We start from the raw sequence: 26,490 nt of genomic DNA on the forward strand, positions 1-26,490 counted from the left end.
GTTTCTTTATTCGGCTTCTTTAGATAGCCTGCGATATAGATCGAGCCATTTATACTTTGTCCGCTCTTCAATTAGTTCAATTTGCTGTTTATTTTGCTTGAAATGGATACTTCCACTTTGTGCAGTTTGCAAAAGTGGAATGTCTAATTGTTTGAGACGTGTTTGGGTCATCTTTGCAGGATGTCCATAACGATTAAATCGCCCCGCAGAAGCAATCGCCAACTTGGGCTTAAAATGGTTTAAAAACGCATAGGATGAACTGTGCCGACTACCATGGTGTCCGAGCACCAAGACATCGACTTTTAGGTCTGGATAATCACTTAATATTTGATATTCAGTCTCCCAACCCGCATCCCCCATCAATAGAAAATGTCGTGGGCCATTGACGTCTTTGACCGTGACATATAGAACACAAGAACGTTCATTGGCATTCCATTTGGCATCTGTCAGATCTTCAGGCTTTGGCGAGAGTATTTCAAAATAGACTTGCTGATCCCAATTCCACTGCTGACCACGCTGACATAAGCGCTGTGGAGCTTGGTTTATGGTTTGTACCCGCTCATTACTTGAAAGCTGCCCAATATCAAGCTGTTGCTCCAATGAGAAAAAGCCACCACTATGGTCTTGATCTAAATGAGTCAATAACACCGGATCTAGTCGATGGACACCATTCACACTCAAAAATGGCCGGATGATATTTTGCCCGACACTAAATTGACTTTCATCATAGTTTCCACCGAAGTCTACCATCATATGATGATCTACAGAACGGATATAGATCGCCTGCCCTTGCCCCACATCTAAAATTGAAAGTTGAAAATTTGCTGAATTTTTCCATGGAATAAACAGAGCAAAAAAGGCAATGACCGACCAATATTTTGGCAAGATACCTTCAGGTAAAAATAAGATCACAATAGCCAATATCAACAGTAGGATCTGAGTTGACGTCAATGCGACATCTTGCATTTTTGGTGCAAAGAGTCGATCTAAGCCATAGAGAAATACATGCAATATCTCTAAACACAGATCATTGAATAAAAAAACCAATTGCGCCAGAGGAGTCGAAATATAAGAAAGTGCCCCTCCGATGATATCTAAAGGAACCACCACTGCCCCTAACCACGGGATGGCAAATAAATTACTTAGTGGGCTAATCCAAGTCACTTGCTTGAAAAAAATCACCATCAATGGAAATAAAGCGACAAAGATTTTCCATTGTGATTCCACCATCAACCACATTGAATGTTTTGACTTTTGCCAAAAATTGGCTTCCGCTTGAGCCAGTAAATGCTTCCTTAAGGTTTGATAAATCCGCAGTAAAATAAAGCATGCGCCATAAGACAACCAAAATGCCGCGGATAAAATACTAAAGGGATCCACAAGCAATAAAATTGCGGCACTAAAAACCAGCAGTTGAAAAGGCTGAATGGTTTGCCGTAACAAAAGTATGCTACTTGCGACAAGGCAAATCGTCAGTGTTCTCAGCGCCGGTATTTCAAAACCGGTAAATGAACAATATAGAAGGACACAGAAGATAAAGGGCATGACCAATACATATTGTTTGGGCCACTTGAGATAAATTTTGGGACAATATTTTCGAATAGCTAACTGCATCGCCCAACAAAGCATACTGGCAAAAACAAGTACATGTGGACCAGATATCGCCAATAAATGACTCATCCCAAAGCGTTGAAATAATTCACTGGTGCCTTCAGTGAGTAAACTTTTATCACCTGTAAGCAGAGCTAACAGCAAGCCATGATTCTGCAGCGGTTGTTGGTATATAAACGCTCTTAAATATAAACGTTGTTGTTCGACTTTTATTTTGAACTGGTGTAGCACACCTTGATGTCGTTGATACTGCTGCCCATAGCCCATCGCAATCACATGTTGAGGTGGTATTAATTCCACCGACTTCACCTTTAAACTGGCATGTATGTTTTGCTGTACGCTCCACCGCTCTTGGTCAAATGCACCTTCTGTCACATAGCTTTGGGTAGGTCGTAACTCACCATACATACGATAGTATTGTCCAGGGACCAACTGAATCGTCTGTTCATTATTTTGCAAAATTGAATTGGGTAAATACGCCATAAAATATTGAATCTGCTGATTCACATTGAGCACTTCAATTTTTTGCTGAATTGCTTGGTCTTTGAGTTGGCTGATCTGTGGAATATACGCTATAAACTCGCCTTGTCTGCTCTGATGTTCAACCAATGCCAAACGCTGATCGAGTTGAGTATTGGCGAAACTAAAACCGAGAATTGCACCTATGCAAAGATTTGCACTGAGCTGTAAGATTTTCGAAAAGATACTTTTTAGTTTTGGTGAAATGTAGAGCTGTAGCACTAGCCAAATCAGGACAATAAAAAGCAACTGAGCTGTCGAGAGTTGTGGATTCCAAAACATGAACCCCATAAAAGAAATACCTAAAATCCAGCCAATACAAAAACTTTGTAACATGAGTCGTCATTATTTTTATTATGTGCTGGCAATAATAAAGCCCACCGCGGTGAGCTTCAATCAAACAATCTTAATCCACTAATTTTTTTACAAAATCAATTTAGCGCTTAGTCATCTACCCATAAACCATCTTGCATATGCAAAATCGCATCAGCAGATTGAGCTAAATATTCATCATGGGTCACAATTAGCATTGCCATGTTAAATTCTTTACGCAACTCAGATAGCAACTCAAAAATCTTCACCGCGGTTTTGCGGTCTAAGTTCCCTGTTGGCTCATCAGCCATCATCAACTTAGGTCTTGCTACCAATGCACGAGCCAAAGCCACACGCTGACGTTCACCGCCTGAAAGCTCACCCGGTTTGTGCGTCATACGATGCGAAAGTCCAACACGTTCCAACAGGTATTCAGCTTGCTGCTTGACTTCTTTGAAATTACTCGACTTCCGTAACATTAATGGCATCGCCACATTTTCAAACGCGGTAAATTCAGGCAACAAGTGATGGAATTGGTACACAAAACCCAAATGTTCATTGCGAATATAACCACGCTCTGCTTCACCTAAAGTGTCAAAGCGTTGACCATTAATCAACACTTGACCCGATGTTGGACGATCCAAGCCACCCAATACATGCAACAACGTACTTTTACCAGAGCCACTTGAACCAACAATTGAAACAAACTCACCTGCTTTGACTTGTAATGAAAGTCCGCGAATTACATCGACTGTAGACTTACCATCCGTAAAAGATTTGGTAATGTTTTGGGCATCTAAAACTAAATTACTCATAGCGTAGAGCCTCTGCAGGTTGAACTTTAGCTGCACGTAATGCCGGATAAATAGTCGCGATAAAGCTAAGACCCAATGATAAAGATACAATCACCACAACATCTTGCCATCTTAAATAAGACGGTAAATAGTTGATGAAGTAAGCATCAAACATATTTAAGCCCAATGTTGTATTCAACCAACCGACTAAATTACTAATACTCGATGCAGCGATAATCCCTAAAATCGCCCCTGACACCGTACCAATCACCCCAATCACTGTACCTTGCACCATGAAGATCCGTGTGATTGTAGCCGGTGAAGCGCCTAGTGTACGCAAAATGGCAATATCGGATTTTTTATCAGTGACCACCATCACCAATGAAGACACGATATTAAATGCTGCAACCAATACAATCAGGAACAGCAATAAACTTACCATTGCCTTTTCCATTTGAATCGCACTGAAGAGATTACCGTGCGTATAAGTCCAATCTGAAGCATAAAAGTTTGCAGGTAAATCACGCACAATTTCTTGAGAGACTTGTGGTGCTGCAAAAATATCATCCAACTTCATACGGATGCCTTGAGCACCATCTGGCAGTCTTAATAAAGTTGACGCATCGTTCAGGGCCACATAGCCCATCATCGAATCAACCTCTGCACCAATACTGAAAATACCCACAATTTTAAATCGTTTAAAACGCGGAACGACCCCAGCCGGCGAAGGTGTTGCTTCAGGAAGGACCAACGTCACACTGTCATTCAAGCCTAAACCTAAGGCATCTGTCATTTGCTTGCCGAGGACAATACCAAACTCACCTTTTTTCAGATTATCGATACTGCCTTCCACCATATGGTCTTGGATAATTGATACCTTTTTTTCATACTGCGGTTCAATCCCACTGACCATAATGCCAGACACTTGACCCTGTGCCGTCAACATTCCCTGTAATTGGGTGAATGGTGCGACCCCTTGAACATGCTCATGCTGCTCAATTTTTTTTGCAAGTTCAGGCCAATTTGTTAAAATTTGTGTTGAAGAAACAGTGGCTTGAGGTATCATTCCTAAGACACGAGTTTTCAGCTCACGATCGAAACCATTCATCACAGATAAAACTGTAATAAGGACTGCCACACCAAGCGTGAGGCCGATCATGGATACCAGAGCAATAAAAGAAATAAAGTGGTTACTGCGCCGAGCGCGAGTGTATCTCAACCCTATATACAGCGAGATTGGTTTAAACATAACCATCTAGTCCGAGGTAATATATATTATGGAAAACTTACAGCATCAAAGCGTTCAAACTGAACGCCGTGTAATGTCGCGTATCGATGCTGCTTTGCGCATCAACTATCAGATTATCTCTGATGATGTTGCACTGAATGATCCTTACGATCCTAATTTTGTATTGCCGCGCTATTTTCTACTACTTGCTGAATTAGATCAATTTGATCATGCACTCAACTACGAATTAGAACAATTAGCTGAGAAAGATCAACAAATTGCTCGAATCTTATCCTTATTTAACCAAAAGTTAAACCTTATTACGGGTTCTTTATACGACGCAATTGTACAAAGCATGTTACCAGTGCCTGAGCATGTGAATTTTTCAGAGACTGGTTTGAGCTTTTTTAGCGAACGCGCGATTAAAGAAGGTACTTATATCCATGTGACCTTAAGCCACCCTGAAAATTTCTTCCATATTGCGGCAACTGCGCAAGTGGTTTATAGCCGTGAAGAAGAAAGCAACTTATACCGTACGGGTGCCTATTTTATCACACTGCTCCCTCAAGACCGCGTCAAACTTGCAGAGTGTATCGCACTGACCCAATACAAAGAGTGATTTTTAATCAATGTTTTAATTTGTGGGCGAGCTCTCTGTTCGCCCGAAAATCTTTATAAAAATAAACAAACAAGCCTGATAATAGAATCACAGCACCAAGTAAAACCATCAATGATAATTTTTCATCATTCAGTAAAGCACCAAAGAGCATAGCAAGCATGGGTGTGAGTACCGTTGTTAAAGACAAAGTTGTCGCCTTGATGTTTTGTACCAGTTTGAAATAACAAAACATTGCAATCAATGAAGCCATAATCACTGCATAAAATAAGCCAATGAGTGCTTTGGTCGAAGGCATCTGTGTCGGTGCATACTGCCAAATAAACGGTAGCATTGCAGCAGAAAATAGTGCTGAGATAAGAATCGAACCCGTGGCTTGAGACATGGGCTGCAATGGTGCATTGACTTTTTTCACCCAAAAAATCGACATACAGTAGACGAATACGCTCATTAACATTAAGACGATACCAACAGGCTGTACGTGCTGATCACTGCCGCCCAAGCAAATAATGGCTAAACCACAGACGGCAATCAACATCCCAATCCATTGCAAGCGATGCAGATAGGTATGAAAGAAGAAACGACCGATCAGACCCGTCATAATTGGTGCCAAACCAAACATCAGGGCAATAATGCCTGAGCTGAGATAGGCCGTTGCCATATAGGTAAAAATCTGAGAACCAATAAAACTAAATGCCCCCGCCAAATAACTGTGCAGCGAGGTTTTATCCATCGGAAGTTTATGTTTAAAAATAAACAATAATGCGACAGCCAAGGGTAATGCGATAAAAAAGCGTAATGTCAGTGCCCAAAACGCATTGATATCACTGACACTCCAAACGATGGCAAGTGGCGTGGTCGACCAAATGAACACCAACAACGCATAGGTCGTCGCTAGATTTGTTTTAGATGGCATGGTTTTTACTTCTGCGCCGTTTTACGTTTTTGCTTTTGAATGGTTTGATCTAAGCTACTAGAAAATTCGCGCTTATCACGTTCTGAAATCGGGGCTGGACCACCGGTTTGCACACCTGCGCCCCGTAAAGTATCCATAAAGTCGCGTAAGTGTAGACGTGCTTTGACATTTGCTGTGGTATAAATCTCACCCCGAGGATGTATCGCTATACCGCCCCGCTCAATCACTTCAGCAGCAAGTGGAATATCCTGTGTCATCACGATGTCGTGCTCTTTCATGCGCTGAATAATTTCTTTATCCGCTGCATCTGCCCCACTCATGACTTGAATCGAGTTAATTCGCACCGAAGGCGTTATCCCAACATTTTGATTGGCGACAAAAGTGACTTCTAACTTGTAACGATCAGAAGCACGAATAATTACATCACGTAAAATGCGTGGTAACGCATCTGCATCCACCCATAATTTAAATGGCAGCACTGATTTTCCATTCACTTTTAAACATGGCCCATAGTAACAAATCTACATGACAATTTGGGGATCTGCATCCGCTGAATGGATCTACATTTCTCTAATCATGAGAATCGAAAAGCTGCAAAATGAGCCAAAGTTGAGCCTATTTTCCAATGCTTTAACATTTAAATCCTACTGAAAACATTTTTTATGCATGATTTCATGATAAATATGACGTCGGTGACTTGAAAATTTCAAATAACCCTCGATTTATTAACTATGAAACCAACCCAATATCAATTGTGCATATGAAAAAACAAAATAGCCCTGAAATTATCACTATTGAAGATCAAACTTTTGGTAGTCATGTTGAACATTGGAATTTGCTCACCGGCAACCCGACAACGGATGTACCAGTTTGGCTGGGTCAGGCATTGGATGCACCCATTATGCCGATGGGCTTATGTGCACAAGAATCTGATATGGATCAAAGTACCTGGCTGATTCAAGGTCCATCAAAAGCGTCGATTCAACTGTGCCAAGTGATTGCGGTAGAAAATAATAAACCTAAAGCCGTTAAAACTGCATTTCCAAGTTTTGATAGCCCGTATAAAACCAAAGCCACCATTGAACGTATTATTACCTGTAAATCCAATACACAAGCTGTGCTTTGCCTCGACTTAGGCGCAAATACCAGTGTGTATGCTTTTGATAGTTTATATAGCGTCAATCACGACCAATATGAAAAAGATGTAACCTACAGTGTGCAACTCAATGCTTGGGCCTATGAACTCGAAGCTGTCGCAGAACATGAACAGCTTGTCGTTGACGATCCTGCATCGATTAAACATCATCGTGCTTTAAACGATATCTTGGCAGCAAACAACGGTGTTGCCCCTGCAGACTTACACGAACAAATTAAAGCATGGCAACCAAAGTCTGAAGATGACAAAGCACCAGTCACAGTCGATTTTTCTAAAATGGTGGCATACCTATATGGTGAAAATCTTGGACAAGAAGATGAAGCATGGTTCCAAGGGCATATAGTTGGCAAAACTGCCATGCAATTTAAAGAGCAAGACTATACGCTGTATGATGTGACCTTAATCCACGAAGAAAGCCAAGAAGCGGTGATTGTTCGTGTTGCAACACGAAATCCGGCGCATAAAGATTTCAATGTTGGGCAATATATTCGTGGCAACCTGTGGATACAAGCCAATATTTACGCGAAATCTGCCTAATTTGAATTCAAAAAACCTATTTCAAATAAAAAAAGCCGCCTCAGTGCGGTTTTTTTATTTCTCGCTAATCATGTGTATTCGCTGAATATTTAAATGATTGAATATTTCTTATCCATAAACCAGTCAATATATTCTATTTTTAAATTCAAATTAAAATAACTTATCCACAATATTAAATTCAAAATAATGCTGCTAAATAAATCCATCTGCAAAGGATAAAATATAAAAATCTAATATAAATAAATAAGATAGGAAATTTATGAAACTAAATTTATCAATTCAGTTGCTTATTTTTAAATAAACTAAATAGTTTAGTAAGTTTATGACAGATAGTACTTTATTTAATCAAATAATTATGTTAAAAATGCGTTTAAGAAATAGTAATTAACGATAAATAGATCGGAAAGAATATCTATGAAAGTCGTGCAAGAAGAAAACTTATCGCAAGTTGACCATCACATGGAATCTCGATATCAAATCGAGCCAATGTCCTGCTTATTTTTTATGTTAGGTATGCTGATTTGTGCATACGTGTTACATACTTTTATTTTTTAATCTATTCAATAAAAAAACCGGCATTTGCCGGTTTTTTATGTCTTTAGGATTATGCGTTGCGTTTTGCAAAGTCATCCATAAAGTTAACGAGTGCTTGAACACCTTCTAGCGGAACAGCATTATAAATACTTGCACGCATACCACCCACTGAACGGTGACCGGCTAAATTAAGCAAGTGGTTTTCTTCAGCTTCTTTTAAGAATTGTTTTTCCAATTCTGGATTTGCCAAAGTAAATGGTACGTTCATGATTGAACGGAATTCTTTTGCAATTGGATTTGCATAGAAATCGCTTGAATCAATATAACCATAAAGCAATTCAGCTTTTGCCATATTCGCTTTATAAATTGCGTCTACACCGCCCTGCTCAAGTAACCATTCAAAAACGAGGCCAGATAAGTACCATGCATAAGTTGAAGGTGTATTCACCATTGAACCATTTTTCGCTTGAGCTGAATATTTCAAGATACTTGGAATATCTGCTTTCGCTTGATCCAATAAATCATCACGAATAATCACCAATGTTAAACCAGCTGGACCAATATTTTTCTGAGCGCCTGCATAGATTAAACCGAACTTAGATACATCTAACGGTGCAGATAAAATGCTCGATGAAAAATCGGCAACCAATGGTTTGTCTGTTTCAGGAATGTTGGCAAACTGAAGACCACCAATGGTTTCATTATCTGCATAATGCACATAAGCCGCATCATCAGATAAGTTCCAGGTGCTTTGATCAGTAATCGCAAGTTTACCGTCAATGGTGGTACCCGCTTCAACAACATTAATGTCGCCATAACGCTGTGCTTCTTTCAACGCTTTTTCAGACCAAATACCCGTGTGGATATAGTCTGCTTTGCTGTTTTTACCCAATAGGTTTAATGGGATCGCAGAGAATTGAAGTGATGCGCCACCTTGAAGGAATAACACTTTATAGTTGTCTGGAATATTCATCAGCTTACGAAGATCAGCTTCTGCTTTCTCTGCCACAGCGACATAGTCTTTACTACGGTGGCTCATTTCCATGATCGAAAGGCCTTTGCCTTGCCAGTCAAGCATTTCAGCTTGAGCTTTTTCTAAAACGGCAGTGGGTAATGCAGCAGGACCAGCACAGAAGTTGTACGCGCGCATGAGTTTTCCTTTCAAAGTGAAACACAATAAAATGATGGCATTTAACCATATCTGACGCGTGCTTGCAGTAGTTAAAGCTGAAAATATTCCAATGCTGTCTGACATTTGAAGTCAAATTTTCAATAAAGATCAAAATTAATTCTTCTTAATTCAAATTATTAGATTTACTGATATTTTTTATCCCTTGAATTGATGCTAATTTAAGGTCTTGATGTGCGAAAAATGATGCGCGCTGCAAAGATAAAATTTATTTACATATGTATATGAAACAATACAACAACTTAGTGAATTTACCCAACTTCATCACAATGACTATAATGAACCCATCCTAGCTGTGAGTGTGTTTTTATGCCTCTACCTCGAACAGATTATTCTATAAAAATTAAACATACATTTCGTTCAGGTTTACTGCTTGGCCTTGGTTGTTTCAGTGGCTTTTTTAGCCCCACGGTACTTGCGCAAAGTATCAGTTATAGCCAAGCAGAACAAAGTCTACTCACTAGTTCGTATAGTACTCAGGCCAACCAAGCGCTACAACGATCTGCCGAACTTCAAGCTCAGGCCATTAAAGGGCTTGGTTTACCTCGTGTGGATTTAAACGTCCGTGCCTATGCCTTTCATAATGAACTCGATATTCCTCTCGGTGCCTTAAAAAATAACTTAGAACAAACGCTGAGTAATGGCATTAATAATAAAATTGATGAAAGCTTACCGAGTGATTTGGCAGACCCATTAAAAGACAGTCTGCAACAGCCAATCCGTGATGGTGTGGGCTTAATTCCAGATTCGTCACAGGTGGTCTTAGATGATCAAGTGATCCGCCCTACCGTTTCCGTAATGATGCCGCTGTATACCGGTGGTTTAACGTCTAGCGCCAAGGAAATTGCCAATATTCAAGCTAAACGCAGCGCGATTAGCAGTGAACAACAACAAGATGTGCAACGTTTTGAATTAATCCAAGCCTATTTTAATGCTCAATTACAAAAAAAATTAGTCGAAAGCAGCCGCTTCAATTTAAATGCAATGCAACAACACTATGCCAATGCGCTCAAAATGGAACAACAGGGTTTCATTAGCAAAGGCCAGCGTATGCAATTTGAAGTGGCGAAGAATAATGCGCTCAGAACTTTTCAAAATACTGAAGCGAATTTACGCTCTAGCTTATTTAAGTTAAACAACTTAATGCAAAGCAGCCAAATTACTGATCTTACAACGCCATTATTTATCAATCAGCAACACAATCAAAATATAACCGCCTTACTAAAAAGTTATCAGGATCAGTCTAGTTTGGTGCGTAAAATGCAATTGGACAGTCAATTGGCCGGTGCCAATGTGAAAGCCCAAAGCGCAGCAAAAAAACCCAACGTCTTTGCATTTGGCGAATATAGTCTCGACGATAAACAAAACTGGATCGTTGGTGTTGCCGCTCGCTACAACTTATTTTCAGGTATTGATAAAAACAAATCCGTACAAGCTGCTGAACTTCAACGCTATGCATCTGAGTTAATGACTGAGCGTACCAAACAAGAAATTGAAAGCCTGATTTATAGCTCATTTAATGAAGTCACCAGCGCTCAACAAAGTCACCTGTTGTTGCAGCAAAACCTAAAAGCTGCTCAAGAAAATTTAAGAATTCAACAGCTTTCATTTAAAGAAGATATGGGAACAGCCACACAAGTGATTGATGCACAAAATGCACTGAGCGGGCTACAAAGTGAAATGGCACTCAATGCTTATAAATACGTGATGTCACTTGCAACATTGCTACAAAGTCACGGGAGCATTGACCAGTTCCAAAGCTATATCAATCAATCACACACCGATTACATCCGTTAAACTTAGACTGGGGAAATGCACATGAATCAGGATTCAACTGATCAACCAAAAGACACCTCAACTGAGGATAAATCATCTGTTACATCAACAAATGATACGGTTGTACCAAAGCCTGTTATGGAAAACAGTAGTACGCAAGACGAAATCGCGATGGATAAAAAGCTGACAGAATCTGTTAATTCAACGTCTCTAGAGCAAGACCACTCTTTCTCCCCAACAAAAGACCAACATAAGAAATCTATACTGATAAAAATTGCCGTTGGCATTATATTGATACTACTTTTGGCATTGATTGCATTTGGCTTATGGAAAAGTTATCAGCCCAAGCAGGTTGAATTACAAGGTCGAGTGGAGGCTGAAACCATTCACATTAGTACCAAAGTACCCAGCCGTATCGAAGAAATATATGTGCATGACGGTGAAAAAGTACAAGCAGGTCAAGCACTGGTTCGTTTAACCAGCCCCGAAGTCGATACAAAGAAACAACAGGCTTTAGCTGCTCTCCAATCTGCGCAAGCACTGCAATCCACAGCTGAACGTGGCTCTCAACAAGAAAATATTGATAGTTTATATGCCAATTGGCAAAGTCTAAAAGCACAGCAACAATTGGCGCAAACCACCTACCAACGTGGTCAAAATCTCTATAAAGAAGGTGTCATTTCACGACAACGCCGTGATGAAATGCAAGCTGCCGCAGTGTCTGCTGCACAAATGACAGAAGCGTCTTATCAACAATATGCGCGTGCAAAACGTGGCAGTACACCACAACAACAAAGCTCGGCAGATGCCCAAGTCAAGATTGCGCAAGCCGCGTTGGCTGAAGCCAATGCACTTGAGGCTGAAACCAAGTTATTTGCACCGTCCAATGGCACTATTTCAAAAACCTATGGCAAAGTTTCAGAATTAGTTGCAATGGGTGTGCCCGTTGTAAGCCTGATTCAAGATGATAGCTTATGGATTAGCTTTAATGTACGTGAAGACCAGTATGCTCAAGTGTATCAACTCAAGACCATGCAAGGATTTATACCGGCGCTAAACAAATCTGCCGAGTTTAAAATTGATCACATAGAAGCCGAAGGTGAATTTGCAACGATTAAAACCACGCGGCAAACGGGCGGCTATGACATTCGTAGTTTTAAAGTCCAACTGAAACCCGCTCAGCCGATTGCTGACTTAAAAGTGGGTATGAGCGTGTTGTTTAAAATTGAAGAGCGTAAATAATGTTTAGGGGCATTCTGCGTGAGTTTCGCTATTTAATGCAGCACAAATGGGACTTGTGTATGGTCACACTTGCCCCCGCCCTTGTGATTTTGCTCTTTAGCAATATGTTTGCTCAAGGCAAACCAGATCATTTACCTATCGCGATCATAGACCAAGATCAAAGCAGTTTAAGCCGTAACATTACTCATTTTGCGCAGCTCAACCATACCTTAAAAGTAGCCACTATTACACCCAGTATGGATGATGCTGAAAAGCTTTTAAATCAGACCCAAATTTGGGGCTATATTCATATTCCTGCTGGCGCAGAGCAACGACTGGTTCAAGCAAAAGATGCAGAAATCAGCATTGCCTATAACCAAAGCTATTTTAGTGTTGGCAATAGTATTTCATCAGCCATGTTACTGAGTACACTGCAAGCCATGGCCGATTTTAGTGGTCATCAGTATTTAGAAAATACCATTCCCTACCTCGATGCACCGACGCCCAATGTCAAAATTTCACCCTTATATAATCCAGATTTAAATTACGAGTTCTATTTAGAGCCCTACATGATTCCTGCGATTCTACATTTACTACTGTGTTGCTGTGTCGCATTTTCGGTTGGTCAAGAAATCAAATATGGCACTGTAAATCAATGGGTAAATCCAAGTTCTATCTTTCAAGCTTTAATCGCTAAAAATCTCAGTTATGTTTTCATTTTTACCGCTTGGACATGGGCGTGGATGTTGTGGCTAATCGCGTTTCGAGGTTGGTTTGTTCAGGGTTCATTATTGCTCATTTTGCTCGGGCAATTGTTTTTTTATACAGCCTATGCCTTTATCAGCTCTACTGTAGTTTTGGCGACACGTGATCTCACCAAGTCCTTTGGTTTTATAGCGGTATATGGTGGCTCATCACTGAGTTTTGCAGGGGTGACATTGCCGCTGAATAACGCGCCGATGTTTACAAAATTCTGGGCCAATATTATTCCCTATACGCCTTATGCCAAATTACAAACAGAACAATGGGTCATTGGTAGCCCAATCTCCATTTCAATCACACCGCTTGTCACCCTGATCATTTACTGTCTGTTCTATTTGGTTCTTGCCAGCTTCTTTTTACGGAAAGTACTGAAGGAGCAAATCATATGAATAAAATCGTGTCATTTCTATCAACTTTGCTCAGACACTATATTCAAAGCTTTAAAGATATTGTGAAGCACAGTTCGATTTTTACCACCTTAGTGCTTTCTGTTTTTCTTTACAGTTTTTTTTATCCCATTGCTTATCAAGCGGAACACGCAGAATCGCTCCCCATTATTGTGGTGGATGAGGAACAAAGCATACTCACCAATACGATTATTGGTGCTGTAGCCAATAGTCCCAATGTAGAAATTCGAGCTGTGACTGGTAATTTTTCTGAAGCTGAAAATATGCTCCGAAGTCAGCAAGCTGACGGGATTTTACTGCTGCCGAGTAATCTTTCAAATAGCATTCGCCGTGGTGAAACCGGTGGAATTGGTTTATATCTCAGTGCTGCAAACTTTCTAAAGACACAAAAAATTGGCTTAGGTTTAGCCAGTTCGATGGAAAATGCCCTCGTCGAATATGCAGAAAAATTCCAGAACATATCCGATTTTAGCCCAGCTTTATCTATCCATAAGATTCCATTATTTAATCCACTTTCAGGCTATGGCAGCTATATTTTCCCAGCGGTTGCTCCCTTAATTATTCATCAGACGATTTTATTGGGTCTGTGCATGCTGATTGCGACCTATCGACAAAACACCACTTGGCGTCCGAGCTATACACAATTGGCTGGCATCTTCTTGTGTATTTTGACCATAGGAACGTTGGGATGCTTCTATTTATTTGGTTTTACCTTTTGGCTGAACGACTATCCACGGGGTGGAAATTTTTGGGGCATGTTCATTGCTGTGCCCATCTTCCTCAGTTGTATTATTGCGATGACACTCTTTCTAGCCACCTTTCTTGACCTGCCAGAACGTGCAGGACATGTCATCGTTTTTAGTTCTATTCCGCTATTTCTACTTTCGGGAACGGCATGGCCACATGCAGCTATGCCTAAATGGATGCAAATACTCGCTCAAGCATTACCTTCGACCCAAGGCATTCAAATGTTCCTTCAACTCAATCAGATGGGTGTGCCTACAGTAATCGTCATCCCAAAACTGCTTTATCTCACAAGTATTGGACTGATTTTTTTATGTCTTGCTGTCTGGCGTTTAAAGTTTGCCAAAAGATAAAACTGTTTGTGCTGTAAGACATGTCTGGTCTCAAGCGAAATGCGTTCAAACCTATTCATCATAGACTCGAACACTTTGTATCTAATCATGTCTCAAATTTAAATTCTTGCTGTCATCTATTAGCTGTATGCATTTGGCGTGACAGTCGATGCTTCATCCACTTGAATATCAAAATCATCTGCATCTGAGGTGATCTCAGTAACCAAATCATCTGATTCTTTTTCTGCAGCGTTTTCAAGCCAGAATCCTTTCACTTTATCGTTCCCATCATGACCTGCAAAGACCACACTCATATACAGTTCTCTTTGCGGATAATCATATTTATACACAATTGTTGTGGTCTTACCTTCTCCCAGCCGAGTATTTGCCATTCGCTGAATTACTTCCGCTTCAGCACTAGGTTGACCTGCAGGAATCAGCTTTTTCATACGTGAAAACAGCTCTGGATCTGCTAGCATCGCATCACGAACATTTTCTTCAACCAATACCAAAAAGCTGTCTTGATGGGGTTGGTGTAGTGCTGCGAATAATTTTTCTGACTTGATACGCTGTGAGCTTGTCTCACTTGGTAGGCTTGATTCGAATTTTGCAATCAAGAAATCGCCGATTTTTTCACAAGCCGTTATAGGTAAGATTAAAGCAATGATGACGACTAATTTTTTCAACACCGTACAAGCCCTCTGGTTATTATTAAAATATATAAAGTTAAAATTTAGTTCGGATAATCTGTGTGATTTATAGAATTTTCACTGATTTATCTGCCTCACAAGTATAAAGCAAACTTCTATATAAAAATGAAAAATACAGGCTCACAATTAGTTTTTCGATCTTTCTAGGCAAATCAGAGATTTTGTGAAGTGTTCATTAATAACTCAATTTTATTCATTCTATAAATTAAACTTAATAATCAAATCGCTTATACAACTAAAAATGATAATTTATCGATCAAACAGTTTGGTTTTGATCAAAATCGTTGGCTGTATTCTCATATAAACTGCAAAATATTATCGTATTTATCTCCCAAATTATTCATAACTTTTTGTCATGGCGGATTCAGTCTGTCTGCAACATTTGTTCGTGGATGACTGTGGGCTTTTTTCTCCCAAATCTGACATAAGAGCTGATGTATGAAAAAGATTAAGGTGAGCCTTGCCTGGCAAATCGTGATTGCTCTCATTCTAGGTATACTTGTTGGTGCTTTCCTACACTATTCTCCTGAATATCGTGATGCTTTAGTTAATAACTTTTTGACGCCTTTAGGTTCAATTTTTATTAACCTCATTAAGATGATCGTTATTCCGCTTGTTGTGTCGATGCTTATTTTAGGTATTGCCAATACAAGTCACGGTAGTAACTTAGGTAAACTAGGTTTCAAAACAATTATTTATTTTGAAATCATTACCACAGTTGCAATTTTAGTCGGTTTAGTTGCAGCCAACGTATTCCAACCTGGTGCCGGCATTGATATGTCTGCATTGACGCAAGTCGATATTTCAAAGTATCAAGAAACAACACATGAAGTCAGTGAACATTCTCATGGTTTGATTCAAACAATACTTTCACTTATTCCATCTAACTTTTTTGCAGCTTTGACGAGTGGTCAAATGCTCCCGATCATCTTTTTCTCTGTGATGTTTGGTGTAGGTTTAGGTGCGCTTGATCAAGAAGTAAAACAACCTTTAATTAAAGTGTTGACCGCTGTTTCTGAAACGATGTTTAAAGTTACGCACATGATCATGATGTTTGCACCTATTGGTGTATTCGGCTTGATTGCTGCAACTGTTGCGAATTTCGGCTTCAGCTCTCTTGTGCCACTGCTTAAACTCGCAGTTTTAGTTTATGGTGCAATTTTCTTCTTTATTTTCATTGTATTAGGTGCAGTTGCTAAATTCTGTGGCTTCAGTGTTTGGGCCATTATCAAGATCTTAAAAGATGAATTGATTCTCGCGTATTCAACTGCAAGTTCTGAAACCGTCCTCCCCCGTATTATGGAAAAAATGGAAGCTTATGGTGCTCCGAAACCGATTACCAGTTTCGTGATTCCAATTGGCTATTCATTTAACCTCGATGGTTCGACCCTATATCAAAGTATTGCGGCTATCTTTATTGCTCAGCTTTACGGGATTGATCTGACAATCACCCAACAAGTGATTCTGGTCCTGACCTTGATGATTACCTCTAAAGGGATTGCAGGTGTACCTGGCGTTTCTTTCGTGGTCTTGCTGGCGACTCTCGGCAGTGTCGGTATTCCACTTGAAGGTCTGGCATTCATTGCGGGTATTGACCGTATTTTAGATATGGCACGTACTGTACTGAATGTAATTGGTAACGCACTTGCGGTACTGGTGATCAGTAAATGGGAAGGCCAATTTGATACTGAAAAGCAAAAAAATTATGCTGCCAATCTAAAAGATGCCGCTTAATTTTATGTCATAAAAAAGGACGCTTCGGCGTCCTTTTTTTACAGCTTTGTTTTATTTTTCCAAACTTTATTTATTTTTTTCGCCAAAAACTGAAATATTAAAATCTCGAATTTTGTTACTTCCTGCGGGTTTATCAAAACTTACATCATACTGTACAAGGTTTTTATTGGTATAACCGTACTCATAAGTGACCGTATATAAAGACGGTTTTTCAGTCGATTTTTCAATGTGCTTAGCCACTATATTTTTACGTGAGTAATCTTGTTTCGGAATACCTCGTGCAAATTTACGCAGCTCTTTTTCATTCTGTTCAAACTTCGCTTTGAGTTCTGGTTCAAAGTAGGTATACAACTTTTCAAAATTGCCTTCACGTAATTGATCATAGGCAGCTTGGGCTACTTCAGTCTGTTCAGTACTTGGGTCTGGTATTGCATTTAATGCTTTTTGGCCAATTTGGTCACAACCTGACAACGCTATGACACAACCTAGTAACAAAAAATTTGCCTTCATAACCACACTTATTCCTAATTTAAGCTTTTGAGTATATATAAAACTTCAAAGTTGATATTAAAATTAAGATATCTCTTTAACTTTTCTCTTCCCAACTTGTTGACAGTACATTAAATTAAACTCTGTTCACTTACGCAAGGTAAATGAGCTTCACTTTTAATGTATTTAAATAAAGTACCACTGAAAATTCTAAGGGTTTATTTAAGTACCAACTTTAGATGACTACCGATAATTTTAGCCAAAGGATCATCTTGTTTAAATAATACGGTGTAAAATACAGTTTGCTGCTCGTATTCATACTTAAGCTTTGCTTCTATTAGTTCACCATGCACACTATTTTTAATACTTTTATATTCCAACATTTTATAATCTAAAACTTTTTCAAAATATGGAATATATGAAGATATTTCTGGTAATAATGTTGGATCTTCTAACAAAGCTTGATAAAACTTCTCATCTGTTATTTTCTGGATTTGATCTAAATCTTTATCACGTATAGCAACATACAATTGCTCAATGTGTTTAAGTTGCAAAGGTGTCAGCTTATAAGGAATAGATGATTCTTTTTTTATACCTTCATTAAACTCTACAGACGTCGGCTCACTACATCCCATTAATGCAAAACAAATGACTATTCCTTTGGTTCTAATTAATTTTTTGAAATACATTTAAGTCACTATTCTTGTTTATATAAATTTTTGTTAATATTATTCATCTATCAAAAAGGACGCCGTAGCGCCCTCTTTTCTCAATCTTCAATTAGTCTTCTTCAGGCTCATTGAGATCTGATTCATTGTCATTTTGATCAATAATCGTTGAGTCATCTACAAGTTGCTCAGTTTCGAATGCTTCCACTTCTTCAAAAGTTTCGTCTTCTTCAACTGCTTCGATCGCCACAACACCGACTAAAATTTCGCTTTCACCTAAACGGATCAAACGAACACCTTGAGCATTACGACCTGTTTGTGCCACTTCAGACGCACGTGTACGAACCAACGTACCGCCATCTGAAATTAACATTAGCTCTTTAGACGCATCAATCGCTACCGCACCAACAAGTTCACCGTTACGTTCAGATGTTTTGATTGCAATAACACCTTTACCGCCACGTTTCTTGGTTGGGAAGTCATCTACTGGTGTACGTTTACCATAACCATTAGCTGAAGCACAAAGTACTTCACCAGTTTCCGGAACAACCACCAATGACACTATACGGCTAATGAGAGCTGAATCAGAGGTATCTTCATCATCAGACTCTACATCCGCATCTTCAGCGTCTTCAGCTTGAGCTGCTGCACCAATGGTCACGCGCATACCACGAACACCTTTGGCAGAACGACCCATTGAACGCACGTCAGTTTCTGCAAAACGAATGGCTTTACCTTCGTTTGAGAACAACATGATTTGTTGTTCGCCGTCGGTAATGGCAACACCGATTAAGGTGTCATCACCATTCAGCTCAATCGCGCGTAGACCGTTTGAACGAACATTCGAGAATTGTTCTAACTCAACACGTTTAATCGTACCGTATTCTGTTGCCATAAATACGTAGAAGTTTTTACGAACGGCTTCTGCTTGCTGTGCAAAGTCATTGATGATTTCGTCATCAAGATCAGTCGTAGATAACTCTAGACCCAATTGTTTCAACTGAATACGAAGTGCGTCAGATAAATCATCTGCACCGTTTTCAGTCTCAGCAAGTGCAGCTTCTAAACCAGCAAAATGACTATTAATCACTTCATTGGTTTGTAGCTGTGCACTATTGGCTTTTACAAATGCTTTAAAGTCAGCCAAGCGTTCTTTAAATTTCTTCGGCGCATCGACCACTGGTAAAATAGCGGTGATGGTCTCGTTTTCATCTAATGGCAATAAGTTCACCATTGGACGACCTTTCGCACCACGAGATGCTTGAGGTACTTCATATACTTTCAGACGATAAACTTTACCTACATTGGTAAAGCAAAGCACTGTTGCGTGGTTAGAAGTCACGATCAAATGTTGGATGTAATCGTCTTCTTTCATTGAAGTTGCAGATTTACCACGCCCACCACGACGCTGTGCAGCGTAGTCTGACAATGGTTGAGTTTTTGCATAGCCTGATTTAGAAACAGTTAGTACCATTTGCTCTTCAGGGATTAAATCTTCACGAGAGAAGTCGATACGTGATTCCACGATATCGGTACGACGTGCATCGCCATATTGTTGAAGGATTAAAGCCAATTCTTCTTTAATTACATTCATCAATAAGTTGAAATCGTTCAAAATTGCAGTATATTCAGCAATTTGACCTAGAATTTCTGTATATTCAGCTTGTAACTTGTCTTGTTCTAGACCAGTTAAGCGATGTAAACGAAGTTCTAAGATCGCACCTACTTGGGTTGGAGACAGACGATAAATATCACCTGTTAAACCAAATGGACGTGCTGGATCTTCGCCTTCAATTTCATCTGGACGGACAGATACCGCGCCTGCTTTTTCAAGCAAGGCAACAACACCACCGCCTGCCCACTCGCCCGCTTGTAAACGTTCTCGCGCTTCGCTTGGGTTTGCAGATGTTTTGATGGTTTCAATGATCGCATCGATATTTGCGAGTGCAACCGTCAAACCTTCTAAGATATGTCCACGTTCACGTGCTTTACGCAGTTCGAACATGGTACGGCGTGTAACCACTTCCTGACGGTGACGGATAAACGCTGCAATAATATCTTTCAAGTTCATTAACTTAGGCTGACCATTATCGAGGCAGACCATGTTAATGCTGAATGAATTTTCTAATTGGGTATTTTGGAATAAGTTATTTACAATCACTTCAGCGTTTTCACCACGCTTCAAGTCAATTGCAATACGCATCCCTTCTTTATCTGATTCATCACGAAGTTCAGAAATACCTTCAAGTTTTTTCTCTTTGACCAACTCAGCAATACGTTCAATGGTTTTTGCTTTGTTAACTTGATAAGGAATTTCAGTGAAGACAATCGTGCTACGGCCCGATTTTTGGTCTTCTTCAATGTGATATTTACCACGGATATGCAAACGGCCTTTACCAGTACGGTATGCATCGACAATGCCTGATTTACCGTAAATGATGCCGCCTGTAGGGAAGTCTGGACCAGAAATGTGTTCCATTAACCCTTCAATGCTGATATGCGGATCGTTGGCATAAGCAAGACATGCATTAATGACTTCTGTCATATTATGCGGAGCCATGTTGGTTGCCATACCTACAGCAATACCAGCTACACCGTTAATCAACAAGTTAGGCACACGTGTTGGCATGACTTGTGGAATACGTTCAGAACCGTCGTAGTTGTCTTCCCACTCTACGGTATCTTTCTCAAGATCCGCTAAAAGTTCGTGGGTCAATTTACGCATACGAACTTCGGTATAACGCATTGCTGCTGCACTGTCACCATCGACAGAACCGAAGTTACCCTGACCATCAACCAATTGATAGCGTAAACTGAAATCTTGAGCCATACGAACAATGGTTTCGTATACAGCTAAGTCACCATGTGGGTGATATTTACCGATGACGTCACCGACTACACGGGCAGACTTTTTGTAAGCTTTGTTGTAGTCATTGCCCAATTCGTGCATTGCAAAAAGCACACGACGGTGAACAGGTTTGAGACCATCTCGGACATCTGGCAACGCACGTGACACAATCACGCTCATTGCATAATCGAGATATGAGCTCTTCAGTTCATCCTCAATGGCAATCGGTCTAATTTCCGATACGCTCATGCATACTCCTTGTTATACAAGCAGAATTCTGCCCGCATTTATATATCGTAAATCTGTAAAAATTAGTTCAAAAAACACTGAACCAATATCAAAAATCAAGTCGAACAGTATAGCATAAAAACCCTGATTTTTGTGCCAATCATCTTGCACTAGAACCATGATTTTTTGTATTTATTTTAAGCATTTTGATTTTATTTGCTGTGAAAAAAACCTCTACGAATAGAGGTTGTTTATTGTTCAAAAAAAAATCTTTTTGAAGCTTCAAATTTAGACACATAAATGTGATAAAATCACTCTTTATGATATTGCATGACCTCTAATTCTTGAGGTACATGATCCTGCTGCATCCATGGGTATGCTGTTAAAAACAAACCTAAAATAAGCGGAAATTCATAAACTTCTTCGATGAAATCTTTATAAGCCAAATCATACAAAAATAAAAAACTGAGACTTCGACTATGCTCAACTGCATCAGAAATCAGCAAGCCCAATATCACCAAGCCGAATGGCCAAATTGGCAAAGCCAAGGTATTTAGTTTATGTACAATTTCTTGACGCAAATAAGGCGAAAATAGCATAAAGACGACTGGTGCAATCATGAATACCGAAATTAAACGAAAATACGGTTTAGGCACATCAGGAAAATAGTCACGCCCCCAACTAATACTGCGACCAAATAGCAACAACCACCATGCGACAGCCCACAACCAAAATTGTTTCTTTCCATCTTGCATTTCAAGTGGTCGAATATAGAAAAAAGTAAAAATCGCAAAAAACAGCAATAACAATGCTTGGACCGATTCAACTGCTGTAACAGTCATTCCATCAAATAAAGGAAAAGAGATACTTTGTAAAACAGGAAAAAGTAAACAGCAGATCATCAGCACCAATACACTGACTGGTAACTGAAAATCAAATTTCAAAGGGAGACTCCGCCTAAAGGGCAAGTTCAATAAAAAGCCATCTCAACAAAACATACAATTCTTTAAGCTTGCTTTAAGTTTAAGATTCAAACTTGAAAGATAAATTTTTATTATTTTATTTTAAATCTTTGTATTTTTTTATAATTTATTAATTTTCATCCTATTACCAAGCGATTGCTCCTGCTTACTTACCATTTAAGTTTTAACATACAAATAGCTTACGCTACAGTAGTGTCTAATACCAATAATAAGAAACACCACATGAATGTTAAACTACTAAACTAAGAATCCCTACCCTCATAAGCATGAAACATCTAACTGCAATTTATATATGTACATTTACGTATAATTAATCGATTAAACATAACCAAGAAGACCTACTAATTCTTCAAACAATAAAAACGCCCCTAAACCATAAGCTTAGGAGCGTTTTGAACTGCGTTCAGAAATTAGATTTTAGATACTAATTCTGGAACTACAGTGTTCAAATCACCCACTAACCAGTAATCAGCTACTGAGTTAATTGGTGCTTCTTCATCTTTGTTGATCGCAACGATCACTTTAGATTCTTTCATACCTGCCAAGTGCTGAATCGCACCAGAGATACCTACAGCGATGTACAAGTCAGGAGCAACGATTTTACCTGTTTGACCCACTTGCATATCGTTTGGTACGAAACCAGCATCAACTGCTGCACGAGATGCGCCTTGCGCAGCACCAAGCTTGTCCGCCAATGGATCAAGAACAGTGTGATAGTTTTCACCTGAACCAACACCACGACCGCCTGAAACAACAATACGCGCAGCTGTTAATTCTGGACGTTCAGATTTCACGATTTCTTCAGAAACGAACTTAGAAATACCAGCATCACCAGTAGATGCAACAGCTTCAACTGCAGCAGAGCCGCCTTCGCTTGCAACAGCATCAAATGCAGTACCACGAACAGTCGCAACTACAACAGACTCTCCAGACTCTACAGTTGCAATCGCGTTGCCTGCATAGATTGGACGTTTGAAAGTTTTAGGACCTTCAACAGCAATGATGTCAGTGATCATGCTTACGTCAAGTAGCGCAGCAGCACGTGGAAGTACGTTTTTGCCCGTTGTCGTAGAAGCAGCAAGGATGTGAGTGTAACCCGCACCGATAGAAGCAACTAATTTAGCAACGTTTTCAGCCAATTGATTAGCATAAGCAGCGTCGTCAGCAAGTAATACTTTGCTTACACCCGCAACTTTAGCTGCTTGGTCTGCAACTGCTTGAGCGCCTGAACCAGCTACTAATACAGTGATATCACCACCGATTTTTTGCGCTGCAGCAACAACGTTAAGAGTTGCACCATTTAGTGCTTTGTTGTCGTGCTCAGCGATAACTAAAATACTCATGATTTTTATCCTTCTGTATTAGATCACTTTCGCTTCGTTTTTCAATTTATCTACAAGCTCGTCTACAGACTTCACTTGTACGCCCGCTTTACGTTCTGCAGGAGCTTCAACTTTAACAGTTTTAAGCTTAGTCGCAGGTGAAACGCCATAATCAGCAGGTGACTTAGTATCAAGCGGTTTTTTACGCGCTTTCATGATGTTTGGAAGAGCAGCATAACGTGGCTCATTCAAACGCAAGTCAGTGGTGATAATTGCAGGAAGTGCAAGTTCAACAGTTTGTAAACCACCGTCGATTTCACGAGTCACTTGTACTTTGTCGCCTTCAACTTTAACTTCTGAAGCGAAAGTACCTTGGCCAGCACCTAAAAGCGCGCCAAGCATCTGACCAACTTGGTTAGAGTCGTCATCAATTGCTTGTTTACCAAGAAGGATCAATTGAGGTTGTTCAGCGTCTACAACACCTTTTAGGATTTTTGCAACTTCAAGTGCACCTAACTGGCTGTCGTCAGCTTCAACAAGGATACCGCGGTCTGCACCAAGCGCCATAGAAGAACGGATTTGTTCTTGAGCTTCTTTAGGACCAATAGAAACAACAACGATTTCTGAAACAGTTCCTTTTTCTTTTAAACGAACCGCTTCTTCCACTGCGATTTCACAGAACGGGTTAATTGACATTTTAACGTTCGTTAAGTCAACACCACTGTTGTCCGGCTTAACGCGAACTTTAACGTTGGCATCAACCACACGTTTTACAGCAACAAGAGCCTTCATGTAATCCTCGGCTGTTTTAGCAAATGTAAATGTTGAGAAAAGTTATATTAACTCTTCACTTTAAATTTTTTAGGTGCCCTATCTTGCAATGTGTACGGCATTTCGGTCAAGTCACAATTATCGAAAGACCTGTAAAAAAGCGTAATTTCCTTGAACTTATCGTTCACATTTTTTAAAGAATGGTTCAGTTATCCAAAAAACGCATTATTCAGTTATTTTTTAAGCATTGATTTTTATTATTTTTTTACTTGATTTAGCTCATCAAAAGATCTGATTTAATATCAATTTTCGATCAATCTTTCTGAAATAGAGCTTTCCCTCTACACATTCGGCAACATATCTAAACTTGTCATTTAAGATAGAAGTACAATGAATTTAGCGCTGATTTCACTTTTCCGAAGCTAATTGGTGGGTTTTTCTCTCTTTCTTATTCTTAATATGTGTCGATATTCAGCACAGATAAAAAAACCTCCGCTTTCACGAAGGTTTTAGTTAAAGCATTTATTTCTATTTACATTTGCTGTTTTAATTGGCAATTAGCCACGTCGCAGCAAGAGCCAATAAACCACCTGATGTACCATCGATCCACTTTTGTTTGCGTTCATCAATTTGAGTTTTTTGTGTAATACGTGCAAAGACCACACTCAAACTACAATAAACCACAAAAATCAGCCCAATAAAAATGAAGGACAAAATCAAACCTTGGCTCACAGTATTCGCTGATTTATCAATAAATTGCGGCAAAATTGCAAAATATATCAACATTCCTTTCGGGTTCAGTAAAGCCGTAAAAAAGCCTTTTTTAATCGGGTTGGACGCTGACTTTTTCTCAATACTTAATTTTTTACTGCTAAATACTGAACGCAGCAAATGCGTTGCCAAATATAAAAGATAAGCAATCCCCAACCAGCGGATTGTTTCAAACAGTAGTGGAAATGACACGATAATCGCAGCAATACCCAATGCCACCAAAATCGAGTGAACCAAATAACCTGAGCACACCCCCACTGTTGCCATCATGCCTGCTTTTGCATCCTTACCCATCACTTGTGACAGGATAAAAAGCATATCGGGTCCTGGTGTGAAAATAAGGGGAATTACCGTTAAGGCAAACAAAGCAAATACAGACATTTCAATTTTCCCTTTCTATGTCCTGAAAGTGAAATTAGTATGTTTGAATCGCTTTAAAATAGGATATCAAATATTCTATAATAGATATTATTTTTAGAATTATATTCTATTTTATGAAGACATCTTCCAAGTCAATTCTAGTTAAACTAGATCGTATTGATAAAAATATCATTCGCGCACTTCAAAATAATGGCCGCATGCAAAATAATGACTTAGCCAAGGAAATTGGACTCTCGCCTTCTTCTTGTTTACGTCGGGTCAAATTACTCGAAGAAGCAGGTGTGATTCAGAATTACACCACCGTGGTCGATCCACAAAAGATTGGCTTTCAATTGATTTTATTCTCTCGTATTTGGTTGACTGGGCAAGATGCTGAAACCATCGATACTTTTATCGAAGCGATGAAAGAACTTCCTCAAGTCATGGAGTGCTACATTATTTTGGGTGAGTGCGATGCAATGCTCAAAGTAGTGGTGCCTGACCTAGAAAGTTACCGCAAATTTCAGTCTACTCACTTAACCAAGAAAAATGGCATCACCAGTGTAAAGACTGATTTACCAAGCCAAATCATCAAACAAAGCTTCCAGTTACCGTTAGAAGATTTGTAACCAAACAATTGATCTGCCAACGAGTAACTCAATCATTAGAAACGATGAGGCTGAAACTACAAGCTTGGCAATGTAAGTGACGGATTACCTTCACAGCCTCGAATGCAAATACCTAGCAATGCGGTATTTACTTATATTTTAAGCAAAGAAAAATAATAATTTGGGGCACATTTGCAGCAATTAAATGGGAAATATCTAGGTGGTCTTTGAGCTCAATTGCTCAAGTAGGAAAACCATTGATTGGATTGACAAGCTCTCGCTATCAAAACTGAGCGAATTGAATTACTGAACAGCGAAATGGGTTTGCATTTAAAGATTTTGTT

General features: G+C 39.5%; 22 protein-coding genes. 8 read left to right on the forward strand and 14 right to left on the reverse strand.

Going from position 1 to position 26,490, the window contains the following annotated elements; all coding sequences use genetic code 11:
* Window positions 1-6: 6 nt before the first annotated feature.
* The 3 genes from FTT99_RS01890 to FTT99_RS01900 all read right to left on the reverse strand — a co-directional run bounded on the left by FTT99_RS01890 (window position 7) and on the right by FTT99_RS01900 (window position 4,485).
* Window positions 7-2,466 carry a DNA internalization-related competence protein ComEC/Rec2 gene (locus FTT99_RS01890; protein ID WP_180114967.1) on the reverse strand — a complete coding sequence of 820 codons (2,460 nt, stop codon included), beginning with the start codon at window positions 2,464-2,466 and terminating at the stop codon, window positions 7-9.
* Window positions 2,467-2,573: 107 nt separating this feature from the next.
* Window positions 2,574-3,257: a lipoprotein-releasing ABC transporter ATP-binding protein LolD gene (gene lolD, locus FTT99_RS01895; RefSeq protein ID WP_078192053.1), complete on the reverse strand. Its 684-nt coding sequence runs from the start codon at window positions 3,255-3,257 to the stop codon at window positions 2,574-2,576.
* The gene (locus tag FTT99_RS01900; RefSeq protein WP_078190389.1) at window positions 3,250-4,485 is read right to left on the reverse strand and encodes a lipoprotein-releasing ABC transporter permease subunit; all 1,236 of its coding nucleotides are present in this window, start codon (window positions 4,483-4,485) and stop codon (window positions 3,250-3,252) included. The genes lolD and FTT99_RS01900 overlap by 8 nt, the downstream gene beginning before the upstream one ends.
* 28 nt (window positions 4,486-4,513) lie before the next feature.
* On the opposite strand from FTT99_RS01900, the gene FTT99_RS01905 reads away from it, so the two are divergent.
* Window positions 4,514-5,083 (forward strand): PilZ domain-containing protein, encoded by a 570-nt coding sequence (locus FTT99_RS01905; RefSeq protein WP_180114965.1) that lies wholly within the window; start codon window positions 4,514-4,516, stop codon window positions 5,081-5,083.
* A gap of 7 nt (window positions 5,084-5,090) precedes the next feature.
* Here FTT99_RS01905 and FTT99_RS01910 read toward each other — a convergent pair whose 3' ends face one another.
* Window positions 5,091-5,996, reverse strand: coding sequence for a DMT family transporter (locus FTT99_RS01910; RefSeq protein WP_168378072.1), 906 nt, complete (start codon window positions 5,994-5,996; stop codon window positions 5,091-5,093).
* Between the two features lie 5 nt (window positions 5,997-6,001).
* Window positions 6,002-6,490 carry a YaiI/YqxD family protein gene (locus tag FTT99_RS01915; RefSeq protein ID WP_373683664.1) on the reverse strand — a complete coding sequence of 163 codons (489 nt, stop codon included), beginning with the start codon at window positions 6,488-6,490 and terminating at the stop codon, window positions 6,002-6,004.
* Between the two features lie 266 nt (window positions 6,491-6,756).
* Here FTT99_RS01915 and FTT99_RS01920 point away from each other — a divergent pair, with 266 nt between their 5' ends.
* Window positions 6,757-7,689, forward strand: a complete 933-nt coding sequence (locus FTT99_RS01920) for a hypothetical protein (protein ID WP_180129301.1) — start codon at window positions 6,757-6,759, stop codon at window positions 7,687-7,689.
* A gap of 604 nt (window positions 7,690-8,293) precedes the next feature.
* Here the strand turns inward: FTT99_RS01920 and serC are convergent.
* Window positions 8,294-9,373 (reverse strand): 3-phosphoserine/phosphohydroxythreonine transaminase, encoded by a 1,080-nt coding sequence (gene serC, locus FTT99_RS01925; RefSeq protein WP_078192058.1) that lies wholly within the window; start codon window positions 9,371-9,373, stop codon window positions 8,294-8,296.
* A gap of 348 nt (window positions 9,374-9,721) precedes the next feature.
* On the opposite strand from serC, the gene FTT99_RS01930 reads away from it, so the two are divergent.
* The 4 genes from FTT99_RS01930 (at window position 9,722) to FTT99_RS01945 (ending at window position 14,675) form a co-directional block, all read left to right on the forward strand.
* Window positions 9,722-11,209, forward strand: coding sequence for a TolC family protein (locus tag FTT99_RS01930; RefSeq protein WP_180129299.1), 1,488 nt, complete (start codon window positions 9,722-9,724; stop codon window positions 11,207-11,209).
* Window positions 11,210-11,326: 117 nt separating this feature from the next.
* Window positions 11,327-12,430 (forward strand): HlyD family secretion protein, encoded by a 1,104-nt coding sequence (locus FTT99_RS01935; protein WP_373684542.1) that lies wholly within the window; start codon window positions 11,327-11,329, stop codon window positions 12,428-12,430.
* Complete coding sequence (locus tag FTT99_RS01940; RefSeq protein ID WP_180129296.1) at window positions 12,430-13,560, forward strand: ABC transporter permease; 1,131 nt, start codon at window positions 12,430-12,432, stop codon at window positions 13,558-13,560. The genes FTT99_RS01935 and FTT99_RS01940 overlap by 1 nt, the downstream gene beginning before the upstream one ends.
* Complete coding sequence (locus FTT99_RS01945) at window positions 13,557-14,675, forward strand: ABC transporter permease (protein ID WP_180129295.1); 1,119 nt, start codon at window positions 13,557-13,559, stop codon at window positions 14,673-14,675. Before FTT99_RS01940 ends, FTT99_RS01945 begins: the two co-directional genes overlap by 4 nt.
* A 119-nt stretch (window positions 14,676-14,794) precedes the next feature.
* Here the strand turns inward: FTT99_RS01945 and FTT99_RS01950 are convergent, their stop codons facing one another.
* On the reverse strand, window positions 14,795-15,343 hold the full coding sequence (locus FTT99_RS01950; RefSeq protein WP_180129293.1) for a hypothetical protein: 549 nt from the start codon (window positions 15,341-15,343) through the stop codon (window positions 14,795-14,797).
* Window positions 15,344-15,802: 459 nt separating this feature from the next.
* On the opposite strand from FTT99_RS01950, the gene gltP reads away from it, so the two are divergent.
* Entirely contained in the window at window positions 15,803-17,098 is a 1,296-nt protein-coding gene (gene gltP / locus FTT99_RS01955) for a glutamate/aspartate:proton symporter GltP (RefSeq protein ID WP_078190399.1), read from the forward strand.
* A 66-nt stretch (window positions 17,099-17,164) separates the two neighbouring features.
* Here gltP and FTT99_RS01960 read toward each other — a convergent pair whose 3' ends face one another.
* The 7 genes from FTT99_RS01960 to FTT99_RS01990 form a co-directional block, all read right to left on the reverse strand.
* The gene (locus FTT99_RS01960; protein WP_180023310.1) at window positions 17,165-17,608 is read right to left on the reverse strand and encodes a DUF3887 domain-containing protein; all 444 of its coding nucleotides are present in this window, start codon (window positions 17,606-17,608) and stop codon (window positions 17,165-17,167) included.
* Window positions 17,609-17,805: 197 nt separating this feature from the next.
* On the reverse strand, window positions 17,806-18,276 hold the full coding sequence (locus FTT99_RS01965) for a hypothetical protein (protein WP_180161185.1): 471 nt from the start codon (window positions 18,274-18,276) through the stop codon (window positions 17,806-17,808).
* A 91-nt stretch (window positions 18,277-18,367) separates the two neighbouring features.
* Window positions 18,368-21,352 carry a DNA gyrase subunit A gene (gyrA, locus tag FTT99_RS01970; protein ID WP_180161187.1) on the reverse strand — a complete coding sequence of 995 codons (2,985 nt, stop codon included), beginning with the start codon at window positions 21,350-21,352 and terminating at the stop codon, window positions 18,368-18,370.
* A 290-nt stretch (window positions 21,353-21,642) separates the two neighbouring features.
* Window positions 21,643-22,275 (reverse strand): hypothetical protein, encoded by a 633-nt coding sequence (locus FTT99_RS01975; RefSeq protein ID WP_180161189.1) that lies wholly within the window; start codon window positions 22,273-22,275, stop codon window positions 21,643-21,645.
* 449 nt (window positions 22,276-22,724) lie between these two features.
* Window positions 22,725-23,657, reverse strand: coding sequence for an FAD-binding protein (locus FTT99_RS01980; RefSeq protein ID WP_111883923.1), 933 nt, complete (start codon window positions 23,655-23,657; stop codon window positions 22,725-22,727).
* 18 nt (window positions 23,658-23,675) lie between these two features.
* Entirely contained in the window at window positions 23,676-24,428 is a 753-nt protein-coding gene (locus FTT99_RS01985) for an electron transfer flavoprotein subunit beta/FixA family protein (protein ID WP_078192067.1), read from the reverse strand.
* Between the two features lie 525 nt (window positions 24,429-24,953).
* Window positions 24,954-25,559 carry a LysE family translocator gene (locus FTT99_RS01990; RefSeq protein WP_180023307.1) on the reverse strand — a complete coding sequence of 202 codons (606 nt, stop codon included), beginning with the start codon at window positions 25,557-25,559 and terminating at the stop codon, window positions 24,954-24,956.
* Window positions 25,560-25,672: 113 nt separating this feature from the next.
* Between FTT99_RS01990 and FTT99_RS01995 the strand changes: the two genes are divergently transcribed.
* The gene (locus FTT99_RS01995; RefSeq protein ID WP_078190405.1) at window positions 25,673-26,167 is read left to right on the forward strand and encodes an Lrp/AsnC family transcriptional regulator; all 495 of its coding nucleotides are present in this window, start codon (window positions 25,673-25,675) and stop codon (window positions 26,165-26,167) included.
* Window positions 26,168-26,490 lie beyond the last annotated feature (323 nt).

This window comes from Acinetobacter sp. YH12040, from assembly GCF_013420005.1.
Taxonomy (GTDB): Bacteria; Pseudomonadota; Gammaproteobacteria; order Pseudomonadales; family Moraxellaceae; genus Acinetobacter; species Acinetobacter amyesii.

What these genes read in the sequence shown, in the direction of transcription:
- FTT99_RS01995 (WP_078190405.1), top strand. Translation starts at nt 25,673, where the DNA reads ATGAAGACATCTTCCAAGTCAATTCTAGTTAAACTAGATCGTATTGAT.
- FTT99_RS01965 (WP_180161185.1), bottom strand. Translation starts at nt 18,276, where the DNA reads ATGTATTTCAAAAAATTAATTAGAACCAAAGGAATAGTCATTTGTTTT.
- FTT99_RS01945 (WP_180129295.1), top strand. Translation starts at nt 13,557, where the DNA reads ATGAATAAAATCGTGTCATTTCTATCAACTTTGCTCAGACACTATATT.
- serC (WP_078192058.1), bottom strand. Translation starts at nt 9,373, where the DNA reads ATGCGCGCGTACAACTTCTGTGCTGGTCCTGCTGCATTACCCACTGCC.
- FTT99_RS01905 (WP_180114965.1), top strand. Translation starts at nt 4,514, where the DNA reads ATGGAAAACTTACAGCATCAAAGCGTTCAAACTGAACGCCGTGTAATG.
- FTT99_RS01985 (WP_078192067.1), bottom strand. Translation starts at nt 24,428, where the DNA reads ATGAAGGCTCTTGTTGCTGTAAAACGTGTGGTTGATGCCAACGTTAAA.
- FTT99_RS01930 (WP_180129299.1), top strand. Translation starts at nt 9,722, where the DNA reads ATGCCTCTACCTCGAACAGATTATTCTATAAAAATTAAACATACATTT.
- FTT99_RS01890 (WP_180114967.1), bottom strand. Translation starts at nt 2,466, where the DNA reads ATGTTACAAAGTTTTTGTATTGGCTGGATTTTAGGTATTTCTTTTATG.
- gltP (WP_078190399.1), top strand. Translation starts at nt 15,803, where the DNA reads ATGAAAAAGATTAAGGTGAGCCTTGCCTGGCAAATCGTGATTGCTCTC.
- FTT99_RS01935 (WP_373684542.1), top strand. Translation starts at nt 11,327, where the DNA reads ATGGAAAACAGTAGTACGCAAGACGAAATCGCGATGGATAAAAAGCTG.
- gyrA (WP_180161187.1), bottom strand. Translation starts at nt 21,352, where the DNA reads ATGAGCGTATCGGAAATTAGACCGATTGCCATTGAGGATGAACTGAAG.
- FTT99_RS01900 (WP_078190389.1), bottom strand. Translation starts at nt 4,485, where the DNA reads ATGTTTAAACCAATCTCGCTGTATATAGGGTTGAGATACACTCGCGCT.
- FTT99_RS01980 (WP_111883923.1), bottom strand. Translation starts at nt 23,657, where the DNA reads ATGAGTATTTTAGTTATCGCTGAGCACGACAACAAAGCACTAAATGGT.
- FTT99_RS01990 (WP_180023307.1), bottom strand. Translation starts at nt 25,559, where the DNA reads ATGTCTGTATTTGCTTTGTTTGCCTTAACGGTAATTCCCCTTATTTTC.
- FTT99_RS01910 (WP_168378072.1), bottom strand. Translation starts at nt 5,996, where the DNA reads ATGCCATCTAAAACAAATCTAGCGACGACCTATGCGTTGTTGGTGTTC.
- FTT99_RS01960 (WP_180023310.1), bottom strand. Translation starts at nt 17,608, where the DNA reads ATGAAGGCAAATTTTTTGTTACTAGGTTGTGTCATAGCGTTGTCAGGT.
- FTT99_RS01940 (WP_180129296.1), top strand. Translation starts at nt 12,430, where the DNA reads ATGTTTAGGGGCATTCTGCGTGAGTTTCGCTATTTAATGCAGCACAAA.
- FTT99_RS01920 (WP_180129301.1), top strand. Translation starts at nt 6,757, where the DNA reads ATGAAAAAACAAAATAGCCCTGAAATTATCACTATTGAAGATCAAACT.
- lolD (WP_078192053.1), bottom strand. Translation starts at nt 3,257, where the DNA reads ATGAGTAATTTAGTTTTAGATGCCCAAAACATTACCAAATCTTTTACG.